Annotated in this window: 16 protein-coding genes and 1 pseudogene; 5 read left to right on the forward strand and 12 right to left on the reverse strand. The window is 71.9% G+C overall.

The features are described from left to right. Position 1: 1 nt before the first annotated feature. Both AB0I91_RS08195 and AB0I91_RS08200 read right to left on the reverse strand, forming a co-directional pair. Positions 2 to 439 carry an iron chaperone gene (locus tag AB0I91_RS08195; protein ID WP_498782692.1) on the reverse strand — a complete coding sequence of 146 codons (438 nt, stop codon included), beginning with the start codon at positions 437 to 439 and terminating at the stop codon, positions 2 to 4. A 3-nt stretch (positions 440 to 442) separates the two neighbouring features. Next, complete coding sequence (locus AB0I91_RS08200; protein WP_498782816.1) at positions 443 to 1,345, reverse strand: EamA family transporter; 903 nt, start codon at positions 1,343 to 1,345, stop codon at positions 443 to 445. A 161-nt stretch (positions 1,346 to 1,506) separates the two neighbouring features. Between AB0I91_RS08200 and AB0I91_RS08205 the strand changes: the two genes are divergently transcribed. Continuing rightward, entirely contained in the window at positions 1,507 to 3,024 is a 1,518-nt protein-coding gene (locus tag AB0I91_RS08205) for an alpha/beta fold hydrolase (protein WP_498782695.1), read from the forward strand. A gap of 1,258 nt (positions 3,025 to 4,282) precedes the next feature. Here the strand turns inward: AB0I91_RS08205 and AB0I91_RS08210 are convergent. The 8 genes and pseudogenes from AB0I91_RS08210 to AB0I91_RS08245 all read right to left on the reverse strand — a co-directional run bounded on the left by AB0I91_RS08210 (position 4,283) and on the right by AB0I91_RS08245 (position 11,154). Continuing rightward, entirely contained in the window at positions 4,283 to 4,960 is a 678-nt protein-coding gene (locus tag AB0I91_RS08210) for a DUF6319 family protein (RefSeq protein ID WP_498782697.1), read from the reverse strand. A gap of 46 nt (positions 4,961 to 5,006) precedes the next feature. Continuing rightward, entirely contained in the window at positions 5,007 to 5,609 is a 603-nt protein-coding gene (locus tag AB0I91_RS08215; RefSeq protein ID WP_499636018.1) for a DUF2238 domain-containing protein, read from the reverse strand. Between the two features lie 90 nt (positions 5,610 to 5,699). Continuing rightward, positions 5,700 to 6,635, reverse strand: a complete 936-nt coding sequence (locus AB0I91_RS08220; protein ID WP_498782701.1) for a DUF1996 domain-containing protein — start codon at positions 6,633 to 6,635, stop codon at positions 5,700 to 5,702. Between the two features lie 38 nt (positions 6,636 to 6,673). After that, the gene (locus tag AB0I91_RS08225; RefSeq protein WP_499636021.1) at positions 6,674 to 9,442 is read right to left on the reverse strand and encodes a glycosyl hydrolase; all 2,769 of its coding nucleotides are present in this window, start codon (positions 9,440 to 9,442) and stop codon (positions 6,674 to 6,676) included. 106 nt (positions 9,443 to 9,548) lie between these two features. Continuing rightward, positions 9,549 to 9,758, reverse strand: a complete 210-nt coding sequence (locus tag AB0I91_RS08230; RefSeq protein ID WP_230571353.1) for a DUF8847 domain-containing protein — start codon at positions 9,756 to 9,758, stop codon at positions 9,549 to 9,551. A gap of 307 nt (positions 9,759 to 10,065) precedes the next feature. Then, positions 10,066 to 10,257 (reverse strand): annotated as a pseudogene (locus AB0I91_RS08235) (phosphotransferase); the annotation flags it as partial. Between the two features lie 49 nt (positions 10,258 to 10,306). Further along, the gene (locus AB0I91_RS08240; RefSeq protein WP_498782706.1) at positions 10,307 to 10,477 is read right to left on the reverse strand and encodes a hypothetical protein; all 171 of its coding nucleotides are present in this window, start codon (positions 10,475 to 10,477) and stop codon (positions 10,307 to 10,309) included. Between the two features lie 173 nt (positions 10,478 to 10,650). Continuing rightward, the gene (locus AB0I91_RS08245; protein WP_499636024.1) at positions 10,651 to 11,154 is read right to left on the reverse strand and encodes a nuclear transport factor 2 family protein; all 504 of its coding nucleotides are present in this window, start codon (positions 11,152 to 11,154) and stop codon (positions 10,651 to 10,653) included. A gap of 117 nt (positions 11,155 to 11,271) precedes the next feature. Here AB0I91_RS08245 and AB0I91_RS08250 point away from each other — a divergent pair, with 117 nt between their 5' ends. Continuing rightward, on the forward strand, positions 11,272 to 12,165 hold the full coding sequence (locus tag AB0I91_RS08250) for a LysR family transcriptional regulator (protein ID WP_499636027.1): 894 nt from the start codon (positions 11,272 to 11,274) through the stop codon (positions 12,163 to 12,165). Between the two features lie 66 nt (positions 12,166 to 12,231). Here the strand turns inward: AB0I91_RS08250 and ligD are convergent, their stop codons facing one another. Both ligD and AB0I91_RS08260 read right to left on the reverse strand, forming a co-directional pair. Then, the gene (ligD, locus tag AB0I91_RS08255; RefSeq protein ID WP_499608558.1) at positions 12,232 to 13,224 is read right to left on the reverse strand and encodes a non-homologous end-joining DNA ligase; all 993 of its coding nucleotides are present in this window, start codon (positions 13,222 to 13,224) and stop codon (positions 12,232 to 12,234) included. 108 nt (positions 13,225 to 13,332) lie between these two features. Beyond that, the gene (locus AB0I91_RS08260; RefSeq protein WP_498782712.1) at positions 13,333 to 13,947 is read right to left on the reverse strand and encodes a TetR/AcrR family transcriptional regulator C-terminal domain-containing protein; all 615 of its coding nucleotides are present in this window, start codon (positions 13,945 to 13,947) and stop codon (positions 13,333 to 13,335) included. A 77-nt stretch (positions 13,948 to 14,024) separates the two neighbouring features. On the opposite strand from AB0I91_RS08260, the gene AB0I91_RS08265 reads away from it, so the two are divergent. The 3 genes from AB0I91_RS08265 to AB0I91_RS08275 all read left to right on the forward strand — a co-directional run bounded on the left by AB0I91_RS08265 (position 14,025) and on the right by AB0I91_RS08275 (position 17,447). Then, positions 14,025 to 15,176, forward strand: coding sequence for an acyl-CoA dehydrogenase family protein (locus AB0I91_RS08265; protein WP_499636029.1), 1,152 nt, complete (start codon positions 14,025 to 14,027; stop codon positions 15,174 to 15,176). Between the two features lie 12 nt (positions 15,177 to 15,188). Beyond that, a complete protein-coding gene (locus tag AB0I91_RS08270; RefSeq protein ID WP_498782716.1) occupies positions 15,189 to 16,358 on the forward strand; it encodes an acyl-CoA dehydrogenase family protein in 1,170 nt (389 codons plus the stop codon). 201 nt (positions 16,359 to 16,559) lie between these two features. After that, a complete protein-coding gene (locus tag AB0I91_RS08275) occupies positions 16,560 to 17,447 on the forward strand; it encodes an alpha/beta fold hydrolase (RefSeq protein ID WP_499636031.1) in 888 nt (295 codons plus the stop codon). The last annotated feature ends 95 nt before the right edge of the window (positions 17,448 to 17,542 follow it).

Raw genomic sequence — 17,542 nt, forward strand, 5'->3', positions numbered from 1 at the left:
CTCAGCTGCGGGCCGCGCGCACCTTCGCCACGAAGTCGTCCACGCCCTGCCGTGCGACCTCACGCCCGATGAGGTCCAGCGGCAGGTCGTCGAGCCGCTTGAAGCGCACGCAGCTCTTGCCCATGTCGAGCTTCCGCCCGGTCGCCTCGAACTCGGCCCGGAACTCCTGCTCGCGCTCGCCGTACACGCCCATCAGGTACAGCGAGACGTGGTTCTTCTGCGACGCGAGGGACACGTACCCGAGCGGCTGCCCGTTGTAGGTCTTGCCGGACACCTCCAGCGGCACCGAGTAGGTGATCATCCCCCACTGCACGCCCTCGACGTACCCGGCCGGCAGGTTCGCCAGGATCACGTCCCGCACCGCCGACACCGTGGAGCGCCGGTCCTCCGGCAGCTCCGCGAGGTACTCCTCGACCGTCCCGGCCTTGCTCCGGACCACTCCTCACACCTCCGGTCTGCCGGTCCGGGTGGCGCCGATCGACGCCAGCACCACGCAGAACACCGCGACCCACTGCGCGGGGCGCAGCGCCTCGTGCAGCAGGACCAACCCGGCCACCGCCGCGACGGCCGGCTCCAGGCTCATCAGGATGCCGAACACGCGCGGCGGGATCTTGCGCAGCGCCTCCAGCTCCAGCGAGTACGGGACCACCGACGACAGCAGCGCCACCGCCGCGCCCGCGACGAGCACCACGGGGTCGAGCAGCATCGTGCCCGCCTCGGCCACGCCGAACGGCAGCGCCACGGCCGCGCCGACCACCATCGCCAGCGCCAGGCCCTTGCCGTCGGACGTGCGGCTGCCCAGCGCCGCGGTCAGCAGGATGTAGCCGGCCCAGCACGCGCCCGCGCCCGCCGCGAACAGCACGCCGGGCAGCGACAGGCCGCCGTCGACCCTGGTCAGCAGCAGCACGCCGGTCGCCGCGAGCAGCGCCCACACCCCGTCCAGCCAGCGCCGCGACCCGATGACGGCCACCGCCAGCGGGCCGAGGAACTCGATGGTGACCGCCGCGCCCAGCGGGATGTGCTTGATCGCCTGGTAGAAGCTCAGGTTCATGGCGCCGAGCACCAGCCCGTAGCCGAGGACCACCGCGTACGTCCGGCGGTCCAGCCGCAGCGACGGCCGCCACACCGCGAGCAGGATGAGGGCGGCCAGCACGAGCCGCAGCGTGACCGTGCCCGCGGCGCCCGCCAGGGTGAACAGCTGCTTGGCCACGGCGGCGCCGACCTGCACGCTGACCACGCCCAGCAGCACCAGCGCGGGCGGAGGTATCGCGCCGAACGCCTTGGCCGCGATCGTGACCGGCCCGGAGCGGTGGAGCCTGCGTTCGGGGATGCCCTCGACGTGCACTGTGACCACGCGGACATCCTGCCCCAGCCCGCTCACCGAAGTCTCACCTGGACTGTGTGAGGCTCTGCACCGAACCTCTGGGGCAACCAGCCCACCGGGAGTCCAATGCCGTGGGAGAGAGCGAGGGGACCGCTGTGCCGCGTCGGCGTCACGCCGCTTCGATGTTGGTGGCTCTGAGCGCGCTGGCCGCGTGCAGCGCGGGTCCGTCGACCCGGCCGGTGATCGCCGTGCACGGTGACGGCGAGGAGCCGTCGTCCGTCACCACCCCGTCCGGTCCCCGCGAGGTCCCGCCGCTGGAGAGCTACGAGACGCCCGGGCTGTCCTGGTCGTCGTGCACGGACTCCGCGCGTGCCCGGATGGGTGATTCCGCGCCGGCCGGCACGTGGGAGTACGAGTGCTCGCAGCTCACCGTGCGGCTGGACGTGCCGAGCCGTCCCGGGCGGGGCAACTTGGGTATGTCCCTGCTGCGCGTGGGCACGGGCGGCAGCCCCTTGGTGGTGGTCGGCGAGGCGGGCGGCGAGCCTGGGACGTTGAAGGCGGCGCGGCTGGCGGCGAGCCTGCCCGCGACGGTGCTGAGCACGTTCACGCTGATCGGTGTCGACCGGCGGGGCACCGGCGAGTCGGACCCCGTGCAGTGCGTGCCGGACGCGGCGCGGGTCGGGATCGTGGAGGCCGATCCGGGGGCGGAGTCGAACGAGGACCTGGTCGACGCGTACACGTTGGCGAGCCGCGAGTGCGTGCTCGACATGGAGAACCGGTTGCCGGCGGTGGACTCGTGGCGTGCGTCGGCCGATCTCGAGCAGCTGCGCGAGGCGTTGGGCGTGCCGCACCTGAACGCCATCGGGCTCGGTGAGGGTTCGCGGGTGCTGACGCTGTACGCGTCGCGGTTCCCGGACCGGATCGGGCGGATGGTGTTCGACGGCGCGCCGGACCCGACGTTGGACGTGACGGCCGTGATGCAGACGCGGGCGGTGGCGGCGGAGGAGACGTTCTCGGCGTTCCAGAAGGACTGCGTGGTGCGCGGGTGCCCGTTGGGGGCCGGTGCGACCGATCGGTACAAGGCGTTGCTGGACTCGCTGCGGGACCGGCCGTTGCGCGGCGGCGATTTCGACCTCACGCCGGGGACCGCCACGGAGGCCGTGCTGGCCGGCTTGGCGGACCGGTCGCGGTGGGGCGCGCTGGCTGACGCGATCGTGGCGGCGGAGGGTGGTGACGGCGCCAAGCTGGGTGCGTTCATCGAGCCGCTGCTGCTGGAGCGGGACGACGACCCGCCGCGCATCGACGCCGGGATCATCACGGGGTGCAACGACACGACGACCCGCGTGCCGCCGGAGCGGGTGGCGGGTTTGACGGAGGACTGGCGCACCAAGCACCCGATGTTCGGTGCTCACTTCGCGCGCAAGCTGCTGGCCTGCGGCCCGTTCCCGGTGCCTCAGGCGGTGAAGGTGCCGAGGCTCGTGGGGGCGCCGCCGGTGCTCGTGCTGACCACGGCGTCCGACCCGGTCACGCCGCGTGAGGGCGGGGAGCGTGCGGCGCAGGCCCTGCCGGCCGGGGTCGTGGTGGGGTGGCAGGGCGGCGGGCATGGCGCACTCGGCCAGTCGGCGTGCGCGACGAAGGCCGCGGAGGAGTTCCTGGTGGACGCCAAGGTGCCGTCCAACGGCACCGCCTGCCCACCGTGAGGCCGGCACCACGTCACCCGGCACCCCGACCGCAACCCCGCTACCCTGCCCGCGGACCCTCCCGCGTCCCACCCGCCAGGGCCCACGACAACCAAACACGATCGAGTGAACCTGGCCGGAAAGTGTACGGAAACACTGTTCCCGTACCTCGGTTGAAAAACCAGCGGACCCGCCGAAACCACCCCCGACCGCCCACCACCCGGCACCCACCACCTGGCAGCCGGCACCCGGCAGCCACCACCCGGCAGCCCGGCACCCGTCACAGCAGCCCAACCAGCCGCCAACCCCCCGGACCCTGGCCCCGCCGCCCCGAGCCCTGCACCCGCCGAGCCCGAACGCGACCCCGCCACGAGACGGCCACCGCACACCCTCTCGGCGAACGACGGCCCTGACGCACCACGGACCTGACGACGCCACGGACTCGGCAGCACGGACTCGGCAGCACGGACTCGGCAGCACGGACTCGGCAGCACGGACTCGGCAGCACGGACTCGGCAGCACGGACTCGGCGGCACGGACTCGGCAGCACGACGAGCCCGGCAGCACGAGCCCGACGGCACGACGAGCCCGGCAGCACGAGCCCGACGGCACGACGAGCCCGGCAGCACGAGCCCGACGGCAGGGCGCCTGACCCCCGCGACATGGCGTGTCCGCAGAGGTGATCCGGGCGCGGAACCCTGGGTGCGAAGTCCCGGCCAGGTGGATCCGGGCCGCGAACCCGAGCGGGCGTTCGGACGGCGCGCGAAAGGCCAGCGGCGGCCGGTAGTCGGCGCGAAAGCTGGCGGTGGGTCGGCGCAAAGGCCGGCGCCGGCGGCGGGGCGGCGCGAAGGGCCGGCGGCGGGCGGTGGGGCGGGCGAAAGACCGGTGGCGCTCGATTGGCGGCGGTGGTCGGTGGTGGTCGGTGGTGGTCGGTGGCCCGGACCCCGGCTCGCTGGGGCGGGCCGGGGTCGGGTGGTTGCGGTTTGCGGCCTGCTTGGCAGGCGCGGGATGGACTAGCAGGTGGAGCAGCACCCGCAGCCGGGGCCCGTGCAACCCGAGCACCCGCAGTTGTGGGCTTGAGCGTGCTCAGCGGTCGTGATCTCAACAACCATCTTGTGCCTCCGCGGCGTCGAGGGACTTCGTGCGACCGAAGGTATTTCGACCCCACGGTCCGCCCCTACCGCCGGCCAGGGGAAGTACCCTCACCCGATCGCGGAACGCCAATCATCAATACGTTGCAATACGTGTTCTCGCCAGGTCAGCACCCGCTCCCGCCCGGTCAGCCGGTCAGCTCGTCCAACGCCCGCTGGGCCGCCTCCAGCTCCGCCCGCAGCTGCTCCACCCGCGCGAGGTGGCGTTCGCGGGCCGCGCTGAGCACGCTCTCGACCGCCTCGTCGACCTCCGGCGGCAGCAGCTTCGACGCCTGCGACACCGCCGACGCCGCCACCGGCGCGGCCTTCAACGTGCGCTTCGACCCCCACTGCACGTCGACCGTCCACTCGCCGTCCGCGGTCGACGTGAGCGTCACGGTCACCTCCGCCGGCTTCGCCTGCTTGCGCGCGGCCGGTCGGCGTTCCGCCGGCGCCGCGGGCGCGGCAGGCGCCGGAGCGGGCCTCGGCTTGGGCGGGGCGGGCGCCGGCGTGTAGATGTGCTCCACCGGCGCCACCGGCGGCGGGGTTTCAGCGGCGGGCGCCGGGGTGCGCTTGCGCGGAGCCGGCTTCTCCACGGTCAGCTCGGCCGGCGAGAACGACAGCTCGTCCTTCTCCCCCGTCGGCCGCACCTGGATGAAGTCCCCCTCGGCGGGTTCGGTGAACGCCACCACCTTCGCCGACCGCCCGGCCTCCACCCCGACCGCGGCGGAGGTGAACCAGACCGCGGGCGGTCGGCCCGCGGCCAACTCCGCACGCAGGTGGTCGATGTCCTGCGGGGACAACGAGCTCTGCTTCGCCTTCGCCATCGCCTACCTCCACGACTTGCACAAGATCTGTCGGGTGCAGCTTGCCCTACCCCACCGACAATCCCGCGAGCTGCCGGTCGTGGGCACGTCCCAGCGCCCACTGCGCGACCACCGATCCCACGAGCGCGAGGAGCATGTCCCAGTGCGTGTCCCACACATCACCTTGCGTGCCAAGGAAGTCCGTCGCCGACTCACCCCCGATCACCGCGCCGGCCCACTCCACGAACTCGTAGCCCGCGCTGACCGCCAGGCACGTGGCCGACACGAGGAAGAACGTCCACCGCCCCGGCCGCAGCGGCGTCCGGCGCAACAAGATCTCCCGCGCCAGCACCGCGGGCACGAAACCCTGCACGAAATGGGCGAACCGGTCGTAGTGGTTGCGGTCGGTCCACAGATCGCCGAACGGCACCTCGGCGTAGGTGTAGTGGCCGCCGAGCGCGAGCACCAGCGCGTGCCCGAAGATCAGCCAGTACGCGAGCGGCGTGAGCGGGAACCGGCGGCGCGTCCACGCCAGCAGGGGCAGCGCGATGAGGATCGGCGCGACCTCCAGCAGCCAGGTGACGTAGCTCTTGGGCCGGATGGCCGACACCGCGACCGCCACCACGACGAGTACCGCGAGGGTGACCGGCAGGCGGTCCCTTGGCTGCATCCGGCGATCCTGCCACCAACGGGCCGCCCCGCGCATCAGTCCACAGTGGACGGGCGGCGGAGGACAACGCCCCCGCCGCCCGCGCGACCCCTAGATCGGGTTGCCGTTCGTGCCGCAGATGCGACCCGCGTTGACGCAGTTCCGCACCCGTCGTTCCAGTTCCGGCTGGTCCCACGCGTTGATGAAGTCACCGTGGAAGGTGTACCCCGGCGCGTTGGTCACGTTCACCCCGTTCACCGTCCCGCCCAGCGACAGCCCGCCGCCGTTGACCGGGTAGGTGATCAGGAACTCCAGCCTCGGCAGGACCACGTTGTGCGTGGACGGGCACGACCCGTTCCAGAACACGATGTGGTCCTTGTGGTTGGCGCTGTCCAGGTCCCGGCCGTTCCAGCAGGTCGGGAAGTCGAGGTAGGTCTCCAGCTTGGTGCCGGCCGGGCAGTTCATGAAGTCCCGGCTCGACGGCGACTGCGTGGTGCACGACCACCGCGCGGACGGGTTCTGGTCGGGGCTGGTCGCCCGGGCGTTGCCGACGACGTACCGCAGGTCCGGCGGGTACGCGACGGCGCGTTGCATGTCGTGGATGCCCTGGTAGTACACGGTGACGCTCTCCGGCGCGACCGGCTGCCCGTTCTTGTAGAGCGTGGGCACCCAGTAAGCGGACAGGTCGACCAGCGGGTCGCACGTGGTGCCCGCCGCCTTGAGCGACGTGTACGTGGACGACGCGTTGGTCGACCGGTTGCCGAAGAACTCGTGCACGTGCGACACGCCGGTCTGGTTGGGGTAGATGATCGGGTCGTTGCCGGACCGGTGGCTCGCGCGGCAGTTGGCGCGGAACTCCGACGCGGCCTGGATGCCGGCCTGCTGTTCGATGGCCGCGGCCTGGTGCGCGTCCGGTGCGGCCGGGTGGTTGTCGTGGTTCACCAGGGGGCCCGCGCCCGCCGGCTGGTAAGCGACCACCGACCCGATCAGGGCCAGTGCCAGCGCGACGGACGCGGCGCCGATGACACCTCTCAATCTCGCGTTCATCCGATCTCCTCCGGGTGGAGCGGGATGCGGCGGCAGGTCTAGGAGCCGAACGTGATCCAGTTGACGTTGACGAAGTCGGCGGGCTGGCCGCTGGTGAAGGTGAGGTAGACGTCCTGCTTGCCGGTCAGGCCGGCGATGTTGGCGGGCACGGTGCGCCAGCTCTGCCAGCCGCCGGTGTTGGCGATGGCGAAGCTGCCCAGCGGCGTGGCAGTGGGGCTGCCGACGCGGACCTCGACCAGGCCGCTCACACCACCCGCCGCGCCGCTGGCGACCCGGGCGATGAACTGCCGCCCGGTGCGGGAGCCGAAGTCGACGCCGCGGAAGAGCGCCCACTCGCCGTTGGCGATGCCGGCGATGTTCTGGCCGCCGCCGCTGTCGGTGGTCGTCTCCTTGAACACGCCCTTGTGCTCGTCGTAGGACTCGGCCTGGATCGTGGCGAAGGCGTCCCGGCTCACGGGCGGAGCGGTCGTGGTCGTGGTGGTGGTGGTCGTCGTCGTGGTCGTAGTAGTGGTGGTCGTCGTCGGGTTCACGCCACCGGAGCCGGAGTCGACGCCGCTGCCGGCCGGCCCGCGCCACGCGGTGGACGACGCGGGCACGGACAGGGTCTGCCCGTCGGAGAACGTCACGGTGGCCGTCGTCGTGCCCGGGTTGTAGGCCACGTAGGTGCGGGCGCCGTTCTTGCTCAGCACGGCGTGCGTCGGCACGTTCGCGGTGACGGACGTGTCGGGCGTGCCGTAGGTGTTGAGCGACGTGATCCAGTGGTAGGCGTGCGCCCGCGAGTCGCCGTCCTCCGGCGGCAGGCCGGAGCCGTAGTTCGCCAGCGCCTGCGCCGGGTCGGCGAGCGCGAGGAACTGGGTGATGACGTCCTTCCACTCGACCTCGGTGCCGCCGTTGTTGGCGCGCAGCTCGTTGACGTTCTGGAGGATGTCGGCCTTGTAGTCCGCGTGGTACAGCGAGCCGCCGGTGATCGGCAGCATGTTGATGCCGTGGATCTCCTCCGGGTTCGCCGTCCACCACGTGCTGTAGCTGGCGCCCGCGCCCCACACCATGCCGACCGTGCCGTGCTGGAAGGACGCCGGGAACACCGTGTCGTCCTTGTCGAACCAGTACTGGGCGATCGTGCTCTCCTGCGTGGTGTGCAGGTAGATGCCCGCGTCGCGCAGCGCGGTGTCACCGGTCGCCTGGCCGAACAGCACCGCGGCGGTGGCGAACATCATGCCCTCGGACGAGGACTCCTCGTTGTTGCCGTGCGCGAAGCCGGCGTGGCCGGACGCCCAGCCGTGGCCCGCGTAGGCGTCGAAGTTGCGCAGGAACGGGAAGCGCGACTCGCCGCGGTCGTAGTTGTTGGCGTCCTTGACCAGCAGCTTGACCATGCCGCCGTACCGGGAGTCGGAGGCCCAGGTCGGGTCGTGCTGCGCCAGGACGGCGGCGGCCAGCACGTAGTAGCCGGCGTGGAAGTGGTGGTCGTTCAGCTCGGCGTCGGTGCCGTAGGAGGCCTTGTAGCCGGTCAGCGCGCCCCACGTGGCGTCGTAGACGAAGTGGTTGCCCGCCTCGCCGGACGACGCGGTGAGCCAGTCGGAGAGCCGGTCGCGGACCATGCCGAGCAGCCGGTCGCGGCCGTCGGTGTAGCCGATCTGGTTGGCCACCCGGGCCAGCGCCGCCAGGCGCCACAACGCCTTGCCGGTCCAGTAGGTGTCGCCCGCGCCCTTCCACGGGTCGGCGGCGTTGAGCTCCTGGTCGATCTCGGCGCGCAGGCGGTTCTTGTCGGCTGCCGAGGACAGGGGGAGCGCCGGCAGGACGCCGTTGAACGTGCTGCGGGTCGTGAACGACGAGCCCTCGCGCAGCCGCATCTCACCGCGCGGCGAGGTGTAGCGGTAGCCGGTGACGGTGTCGGTGGAGTTGAGCCACTGGTGCCGGTAGAGGGCCTGCAGGGTGCCGGTCTGGGTTCCCTGGCGCGCCGTGGTCGTGGCCGTGTAGGTGGCCGTGAGCTGGGCGTTCGCCGAGTTGTACGTCCAGTTGACCTTCGTGTCGGTCACGAACGAGAACGCGTAGCGCTGGAACAGCGAGAGCGCGTCGCGGCTCGGCAGCACGGCCACCGAGAAGAAGGCGGCCGACGAGGTGGCCTCGGCGGTGCCGACGACGTTCCAGTTGCTCGGCGAGAACAACGCGTAGTCGCGGCCGTTGATCGTGACGCCGAGGGTGGTGCCGGTGTTGCTCCAGATCGTGGTGGCGCCGTTGAAGCCGACCCTGGCCGCGCCGCCGGTGGCCTCCGCGTACACGTACGGCGAGCCGTGGCCGATGGTCGTGCGCAGGGTGCGCGTCCCGTCGGTCCACAGTGGACTGACCGTCCAGTCGGACCAGCCGTCGACCTGGGTGCGCGGCGCGTTGAGGCCGCTGACGCCGACGAACAGGTCGTCGGTGTGCATGAACTCGTAGAACCGGCCGTCCGGGGTGATGTTCGGGCTGGTCGGGTAGCCGACGCCGAGGCCCTGCGCCGCCGCGTGGAACGTCAGCGGGTGGGCGTACATGTTCTCGGAGTACGGGTTGCCCGGATAGCGCTGGAAGGCCAGCGACGACCACCAGTCGTTGGTCGGGACCGGGCGGCCGGCCATCCGGGCGGTGACCTTCGGCGTCACGGGCGCGCCGTTGGAGTCGGACGGGCCGACCGCGCCCGCCGGGCGGGTGGTGGCGTAGCTGCCTGCGCCGACCGTGACGGCGCTTGCCGTTCCGGGCAGGGCGAGGGGGATCGCGGCAGCCGCGGCCACGGCGACCGCGAGGGCCGCCAGGTGGGGGCGGATTGAACGCACAGGGACCTCCAGCAGGGACTCACAGCTCTGTGAGAGCGCTCTCACGCAAGCCAAACGGTAAACCGCAGGTGAGGCGTGTGTCTACGGTTGGCCGCTACTGACTCTGTCAAGAGCCGGGCTGGTCCTCGACGCGGAGGCGGTACTCGCAGCCGTACTCGACGGCGTACTGGAGGTCGTAGTGGTGCACGATCTTCGGGCCGCCGTGCAGGTGGACGTGGGTGACGGTCGGCTTCGGGGACTCGGGCGGCTTCGCGTGCGAGTCGACCCGGCCGTCGAGGGGACCACCGACGAACCGCACCACGTACGCCTGCGTCATCGGCCTGCCTCCCTCTCTTCGGCGTTGCCCCCATGGTACGAGAGGACCAGTCGGATCGCGGCTGAACCGCTGCCGGAAACAGCCGGTCGGCCGAAGGTCAGGTCCGGAACCAGTGGTCGGCCAGGTCGTCGAGCGTGGTCGCGCCGGTCGGCACCTCGCGCAGGTACCGGGCGACGTTCGAGTAGACGTGCAGCAGCGTGCAGGCCGGCACCTTGCGCGGGTCGACCGTGCGGCCGTAGCCGTCGTGCAGCGCCTTGTTGGCCGCGCGTTCGCCGCGGGTGAGGAAGACGCCGGTGGCGACGAACTCCTACTCGCGGGCGGCGCGCATCGCGGGCTCGAAGTCGAACAGGCCGGTGAGGCGGCCCTCGTCGACCAGCAGGTGGGCGCTCATCACCTCGGTGTGCGCCGGCACGAGTTCCGGGTGCCCGAGGTCGACGGAGTCGAGGAAGTCGGGTACCTGCTCCAGCCACCCGGGCGCGAGCCCGCGGTCACGCTGCCGCGCGACGCACGGCGGGAGGCTGGAGCGTTCCCGCGGGGTGGGCGAACGATTACCGGTCCTCGCCCGACTGCTCGTCGGCTGTCTCCTCGTCGGTCTTCAGCGAGCCGTCCTCGCCGAGGCCGACCCTGTCCAGCACCCCCCAAATGGCGTGGGCGACGGCCGCGTAGTCGCGGGCGGGCACGTCGGCGGGCAGCAGGACTTCGAGGCGTCGGGCGTTCATGCGGCCACCCTGCTCCCAGCCCACCGGGCCACGCGATCCCCCGTCCGTGGCGGGTGGACCACGAGTCCTCCCGCGTCCTCGCCGCACGGCCGCCCGACGTGCGCACTCCGGCGGCCGACCGACCCGCCTCCCGCCCCCTCGGGTCGGCCGCACACCACCCGGGCAGGTGACCGTCAGTCGCCGAAGATCCTGGTCGGGTCCCCGGTGAACCAGGCGTTGTCGATGCGGAGGCGGCGGATCACCCACCGCTCGCCGTCCCGCACGAGGACCACGTCGTAGGGGTTCTTCAGCAGCGCGAACACGCCGTGGTCGGCGGCGAGCAGGTGCTGCGCCTCGACCAGCGCGGTCAGCCGCGCGGTGTCCCCGTCGACCGCGATCCGGGCGTTGGTCACCTGGTGGGTGGTGTCGACCCGTCCGGTGAACATGCCCAGGACCGTGGTCACGATCGCGTCCCGCCCGGACATCAGCGGCGGTCGCGCGCCCCACTTCGCGGCGGCGGGCCGGAAGTCCAGCTCGGCGTCGGCGGCGAAGGCCGACGCGAACAGCGCCCGGTCCTTCAGGTCCTGCCCGAGGCCGAAGCGGTGCAGCGCGTCGAGGACCTCGACCCGGTCCCGCAGCTCCCGCACCACCGCCTCGCCATCGCCGGCGGACAGCGCGCGGTCATCGGTGACGTACATCAGGTGCTCCTGTCGAAGGTTGATCGGCAGGTCCACCCTGCAGCCGGCGGGATCCGGGAACAACGCCGCGTCGTGCCACGATCGTGAAGCGACGGTTGACGATGCGGAGGTCCGGGCGTGCTCGAACGACACGAGATCGACGCGTTCCTCACGCTTGCCGAGGAGCTGCACTTCAGCCGCACCGCCGAGCGGCTGCACGTGTCCACCGCCCGGGTCAGCCAGACGATCCGCAAGCTCGAACGGCGCGTCGGAGTCCCGCTGTTCGACCGGACCAGCCGCCGCGTGGAGCTCTCGCTCGCCGGACGTCGGCTGGAGGAGGACCTGCGGCCGGCGTGGCACCAGGTCGCCGCCGCGCTCGCCCGCGCGATCGAGGCCGGCCGGGGCTTCACCGGGACGCTGCGGGTGTGCTTCACCGGAGCCGCGGGCGGCCAGCTGCTGGTCGGCGTCACCGAGCTGTTCCGACAACGCCACCCCGACTGCGACGTCGAGATCAGGGAGGCGCAACCGGCCGATCTCATGCCGTGGCTGAGGGACGGCACCGTCGACCTCGCGCTGACCACGTTCCCCGTGCTCGAACCGGACATCACCACCGGACCGGCCCTGGTCTCGGAGGCCAGGTTCCTCGCCGTGCCGATCGGGCACCCGTTCGCGTGCCGCGACCGCCTCTCCGTCGAGGACCTGGCCACCGTTCCGGTGCTGCGGCTGCCCGACACGCTGCCCGAGTCCCTGCGCGCCGACCACACCCCGGCGACGACCCCCGCGGGCCTGCCGATTCCGGCCGGGCGGTCGGCCGCGACGTTGCAGGAGCTGCTCACCCTGGTCGGCGCCGGGCACGGCGTCCTGCCGGTGGGCGCCAACGTCCGCCGCTACTACGCCCGCCCCGACACCGCCTACGTCCACCTGCACGACGCGCCACCCGTGCACTGGGGCCTGCTCTGGCGCACCGACAACGCCACCGCCCGCGTCCGCGCCTTCAGCACCGCCGCCGACGACTACGTCACCGCGCGCTGACGACGTCACCCGGAGATCGTCACGCCGCGCTGGACGGCCGGACGGGCAACCGGCCTGACTCCCGCGCTAGTTCCGCTTCCGCGACGGCTGCACGCGGGGCGGTTCGCCGGGCATCTTCGGGTAGTCCGGCGGGTAGGGCATCTCGCCCCGGTCGTCGGCCTCGTACCACTCCAGCAGGCGCTCGATGCCGAACGCCTCGTCGTCCAGGGACGCGTGCGGGTCGCCGTTCTCGGCCAGGTAGGCGGGCACGGTGAGGACGTCGAAGTCGTCCGGGTCCACAGTGGACAGGCGGTCCCACGTCACGGGGGTCGACACGGTGGCGCGAGGTGTGCCGCGGACCGACCAGGCGGACGCGATGGTGCGGTCGCGGGCGGCTTGGTTGAAGTCGAGGAAGACCCGTTCGCCGCGCTCTTCCTTCCACCACGACGTGGTCGCCTTGTCGGGCACGCGCCGTTCCACCTCACGTGCCAGCGCGATCACCGCGTGCCGGACGTCCACGAAGTCCCACTCGGGCCGGATGCGCACCGCCACGTGGATGCCGCGACCGCCGGACGTCTTCGGGTACCCGGTGAACCCCAGCTCCTCCAGCACCTCCCGCAGCACCATCGCGACCGCGACCGCGTCCCGGAAGTCGGTGCCCGGCTGGGGGTCGAGGTCGACGCGCAGCTCGTCCGGCCGATCGGTGTCCGCACGCCGCACGGGCCACGGGTGGAAGTCGAACGTGCCCAGGTTCGCCGCCCACGCGAGCACCGCGGGCTCGGTCGGGCACACCTCGTCCGCAGGTCGCCCGGAGGGGAACTTGATGCGCGCCGTCTCCACCCACTCGGGCGCCCCCTTGGGCAACCGCTTCTGGTAGAACGCCTCCCCGGTCACCCCGTCGACGTAACGCTTCAGGGTGGTCGGCCGGTCGCGCAGCACGCGCAGCAACGGCTCCGCGACCGCCAGGTAGTACTCGACCACCTGGATCTTGGTGATCCCACGCTCGGGGAAGTAGACCTTGCCCGGGTTGGACACCCGCACCACGCGTTCGCCTACGTTCAGTTCCACAGCCTGGGCCACGCGGGCGAGCCTAACAACGAACCACGTGCCCAGCGCGATGATCGCCCGACACGGCCGTGACCACGAACACCACCCTCCACATCGCCCACACCGGTCCGGTGCGCGGGCTCAGCCGGGCGCTCGCGCCGCCAACCCGGTGACGAACGCCTCCAGCGCCAGCTCGAAGCTGTCGTGGTCCAGCTCGCGGGCCACGGCGGGCAGGAGGTGGGCCTTGTCCAGGTTCGGGTACCGGTCGCGGTAGAAGGTCTGGTCTTCCGAGAAGCCGCTGGAGAACGAGCTCAGCGCCGCGCCGAACACCAGGTACATCAACGACGCCGCGATCATCGTCGCCTCGCGCCGCGACCAGCCCGCCGAGACCAGCCCGCCGTGCACGACGTCCAGCCGCCGCAGCGACGCCTCGCGGTGCGCCGGCCCGTACGCCAGGAACGGCACGATGTTGGGGTGCGCGGCCAGCGCCGCCCGGTAGGAACGGGCGCAGCTGCGCAGGCCGTGCCGCCAGTCGCCGCCCTCGAACCCGGACACGTCGACCCGCTCCAGGATCCCGGCGGCCACCTCGTGCAGCAGGTCGTCCTTCGTGCTCACGTGCCCGTACAGCGACGCGGCCTGAACTCCCAGCTCAGAGGCCAGTTTGCGCATCGACAGGCCGTCGAGCCCGTCCCGGTCGATGATGTGCAGCGCGGCGGTCCGGATGCGCGAGGCACTCAGGATCGGGCTCCTCGGCATGTCCGCTCCCCTTGCCTGTGGTCGATTCCGCGCCTAGGTTAGATAACCTAACACCGTTCGGTTAGGAGGTCACCCCGGTGGATCTGCGCATCTCCGACGAACACCGGCAGCTCAAGGAGCTGGCACACCGGTTCACCGAGGAGCGGATCGTCCCGCACGCCACGCGCTGGGACCGGGACGAGGCCATCGACCGCGACCTGGTGCCCGCCCTGGGCGACGTCGGTTTCCTCGGTCTCGGCATCGACGAAGCGTACGGCGGCTCGGGCGGCGACCACCTGGCGTACTGCCTGGTGCTCGAGGAGGTCGCCCGCGGCGACTCGGCCGTGCGCGGCATCATCTCCGTCTCCCTCGGCCTGGTCGGCAAGACGATCGCCAAGCACGGCACCGAGGCGCAGAAGCAGCGGTGGCTGCCGGGCCTGTGCTCGGGCCGCGAGCTGGGCTGCTTCGGCCTGACCGAGCCGGGCACCGGCTCCGACGCCGCGTCACTGGCCACCAAGGCCGTCCGCGACGGCGACGACTGGCTGATCACCGGGCGCAAGGTGTTCATCACCAACGGGACGTGGGCCGACGTGGCGCTCGTCTTCGCCCGAACGGGTGGTCCCGGCCCGAAGGGCATCACCGCGTTCCTGGTGCCGACCGACTCGCCCGGCTTCACCGCCACGGAGATCCGCGGCAAGCTCGGGATGCGCGGCCAGGCCACCGCCGAACTGACCCTCGACCAGGTCAGGGTGAGCGACGCCGACCGGCTCGGCGACGAGGGCACGGGCTTCAAGCTGGCCATGGCCGCCCTCGACCGGGGCCGGATGTCCGTCGCCGCCGGGTGCGTCGGCGCGGCCCGCGGGGCGCTGGAGGTCAGCGTCGCGTACGCCAAGCAGCGCGAGCAGTTCGGCAAGCCCATCGCCGGTTTCCAGCTCGTGCAGGAACTCCTGGCCGACATGGCGGTGGAGACCGACGCGGCACGCCTGCTCACGTGGCGGTGCGCGGACCTCGCCGACCGCGGCGAGCCGTTCGGCACGGAGGCGTCCATGGCGAAGCTCTACGCCAGCGAAGCCGCCGTGCGCGTGGCGAACAACGCCATCCAGGTCTTCGGCGGGTACGGCTACGTCGACGAGTACCCCGTCGGCAAGTACTTGCGGGACACCCGCGTGACGACCCTCTACGAGGGCACCAGCCAGATCCAGAAATTGCTCATCGGCCGGGCGCTGACCGGCGTCAACGCGTTCGCGTAGAGGGAGGACGGCATGGACTTCACGCTCGACGAGGAGCAGAAGGAGATCCGCGACTGGGTGCGGACCTTCGTGCGCAAGGAGGTGGCGCCGCTGGAGCCGGAGGTGCTGCGCCGCGAACGCCTCGGTCAGCCCGGTCTGACGCGTGACGAGCTCAAGGAGCTCCAGGACAAGGCCAAGGCGGCGGGCTTCTTCGGCGTGCTCACGCCCCAGGAGTACGGCGGCATGGGCCTGGGCGCGCTCATGACGGCGCTGTTGGAGGCCGAGCTGGGTCGCACGTTCGTGCCGTTCCGGTTCGGCGGGTACGCGGACAACATCCTGTTCCACGGCAACGAGGAGCAGAAGCAGCGCTACCTGCTGCCCACGATCTCCGGTGAGCGGGTGTCGTGCTTCGCGATCACCGAGCCGGGCGCGGGTTCCGACGCCAAGGCCATCCGCACGTCCGCCCGCAAGGAGGGCGGCGAGTGGGTGATCAACGGCGAGAAGACGTTCATCACGCAGGGCAACGAGGCCGACTTCGTGATGGTGTTCGCGGTGACGGACAAGGAGAAGGGCGCGGACGGCGGCGTCACGTGCTTCCTGGTCGACCGGGACATGGGCTGGAAGTCCGAGCCGATCCCGACCATGGGCCAGTGGGGTCCGGCCGCGCTCGTGTTCGAGGACGTCCGCGTGCCCGAGGAGAACGTGCTCGGCGAGGTCGGTCGCGGGTTCAACCTGGCCATGCAGTGGATCGGCCAGGGCCGCTACCTGCTGCCGGCGCGGGCGCTCGGCTCGTGCGAGCGGCTGGTGGAGATGGCCATCGAGCAGGCGAAGACCCGGGTCACGTTCGGTCAGCCGATCGCCGAGTACCAGGCCATCCAGTGGATGATCGCGGACTCGGCGGTGGAGATCGAGGCGTTGCGCTGGCTCGTGCTGCACGCGGCGTGGCTGGTCGACCAGGGCGCGGACTCGCGGCAGGCGCAGTCGATGGCGAAGCTGTACGGCGGCATCAAGGCGAACGAGATCGTGGACCGGGTGCTGCAGATCCACGGCGGCATGGGCTACACGCGCGAGCTGCCGATCGAGCGCTGGTACCGGGAGCTGCGGCTGCTGCGCATCTACGAGGGCACGGACGAGATCCAGCGCCGCACGATCGCCCGCAACCTGCTCAAGGGCCACGCGAAGGTGACGGGGACGCTCGGCTGACCCGCTTCGGTCGGGCTTGACGGGGTCGCCGGCTCCGCCAAGCCCGACCGGCCCCCGTCAAGACCACCCGGTCGTGATCTTGCCACTGTCGAACGCCAGTTCGAGAATGGACCCATGACCAACAGAGGTAGGGCAGACCCCACCAGGGCTCGGGGAGCGCGCACCAGGGACTGAGCGCGATCACCCGACCACGATGAGTGCATGCGATCACGACCGGCGCTCTTCCCGTCCGACCTGACGCGTCAGCGCATCACGACACCCGCGGGCACGTTCGACGCCGTCGCGACCGGCCCCAGCACCGGCCGCAAGGTGTTGCTCCTGCACGGCGCGCTGGAGTGCGGGATCGAGTGGCGGCACCAGTTGCGGGCGTTGGCGGCCCACGGGTACCGGGCGGTCGCGCCGGACCTGCGCGGCTACTCACCGGGCGTGCGGCCGCGCCGGGCAAGCGCGTACGGGCTGGACCACCTGGTGCGGGACGTGGTCGAGCTGGCGGACGCGCTGGAGTGGACGAGGTTCGACCTGGTCGGGCACGGCTGGGGCGCGATGGCGGCGTGGGTCGCGGCGGCGAGGTTCCCGCTGCGGGTGCGCACGGTGACGGCGGTGTCCGCGCCGCACCCCGGCGCTCTCGCCGAGGCGGTGCGCACGGACCCGGACCAGCGTCGTCGGTGGGCCCGCCTCGTCCGCCTGCCGGAGCCCGGTGTCGCGGAACGCGCCCTGCTGGCGGACGACGGCGCGCGGCTGCGTGCCGGCTGGCCGTCGGCGATCCCGCCGGAGCGGGCGGCGCAGTACGTGCGGAAGCTGGCCGAGCCGGGCGCGCTGACCGCGGCGCTGAACTGGTACCGGGCCAACGACTTCACCGAGGGAACCGCCGCGGACCTCACCGACCTCCACCGCCCGGTCTCGGTGCCCACCCGGTACCTGTGGGGCGAGGAGGACGAGATCATCTCGCCCGACACTGCGCAGAACGCGGCGCGGTGGACCACCGGCCCGTACTGGTTCGAGGTGCTGCCGGGCGTCGGCCACTTCGTGCCGGAGGAGGCCGCGGAGGAAACGACCCTGCACCTGCTCGACCACCTGGCCACCTACTGACCCACCCCCGACCGAACCGCCAGAAGCCCTCACCTCCACCGCCGGCCCAACCCCCGCCGCCGCCGATGCACACGACCGCCCCGGTTCGACCCGAC

Origin of the sequence: Actinosynnema sp. NPDC049800, from assembly GCF_040656635.1 — a bacterium.
Lineage (GTDB): Bacteria > Actinomycetota > Actinomycetes > Mycobacteriales > Pseudonocardiaceae > Actinosynnema.

Bases quoted from the DNA above. Each gene is read 5' to 3' on its own strand.
- AB0I91_RS08210 (WP_498782697.1), bottom strand. From the start codon at position 4,960: ATGGCGAAGGCGAAGCAGAGCTCGTTGTCCCCGCAGGACATCGACCAC.
- AB0I91_RS08275 (WP_499636031.1), top strand. From the start codon at position 16,560: ATGCGATCACGACCGGCGCTCTTCCCGTCCGACCTGACGCGTCAGCGC.
- AB0I91_RS08270 (WP_498782716.1), top strand. From the start codon at position 15,189: ATGGACTTCACGCTCGACGAGGAGCAGAAGGAGATCCGCGACTGGGTG.
- AB0I91_RS08230 (WP_230571353.1), bottom strand. From the start codon at position 9,758: ATGACGCAGGCGTACGTGGTGCGGTTCGTCGGTGGTCCCCTCGACGGC.
- AB0I91_RS08245 (WP_499636024.1), bottom strand. From the start codon at position 11,154: ATGTACGTCACCGATGACCGCGCGCTGTCCGCCGGCGATGGCGAGGCG.
- AB0I91_RS08220 (WP_498782701.1), bottom strand. From the start codon at position 6,635: ATGAACGCGAGATTGAGAGGTGTCATCGGCGCCGCGTCCGTCGCGCTG.
- AB0I91_RS08260 (WP_498782712.1), bottom strand. From the start codon at position 13,947: ATGCCGAGGAGCCCGATCCTGAGTGCCTCGCGCATCCGGACCGCCGCG.
- AB0I91_RS08215 (WP_499636018.1), bottom strand. From the start codon at position 5,609: ATGCAGCCAAGGGACCGCCTGCCGGTCACCCTCGCGGTACTCGTCGTG.
- AB0I91_RS08240 (WP_498782706.1), bottom strand. From the start codon at position 10,477: ATGAACGCCCGACGCCTCGAAGTCCTGCTGCCCGCCGACGTGCCCGCC.
- AB0I91_RS08205 (WP_498782695.1), top strand. From the start codon at position 1,507: ATGTTGGTGGCTCTGAGCGCGCTGGCCGCGTGCAGCGCGGGTCCGTCG.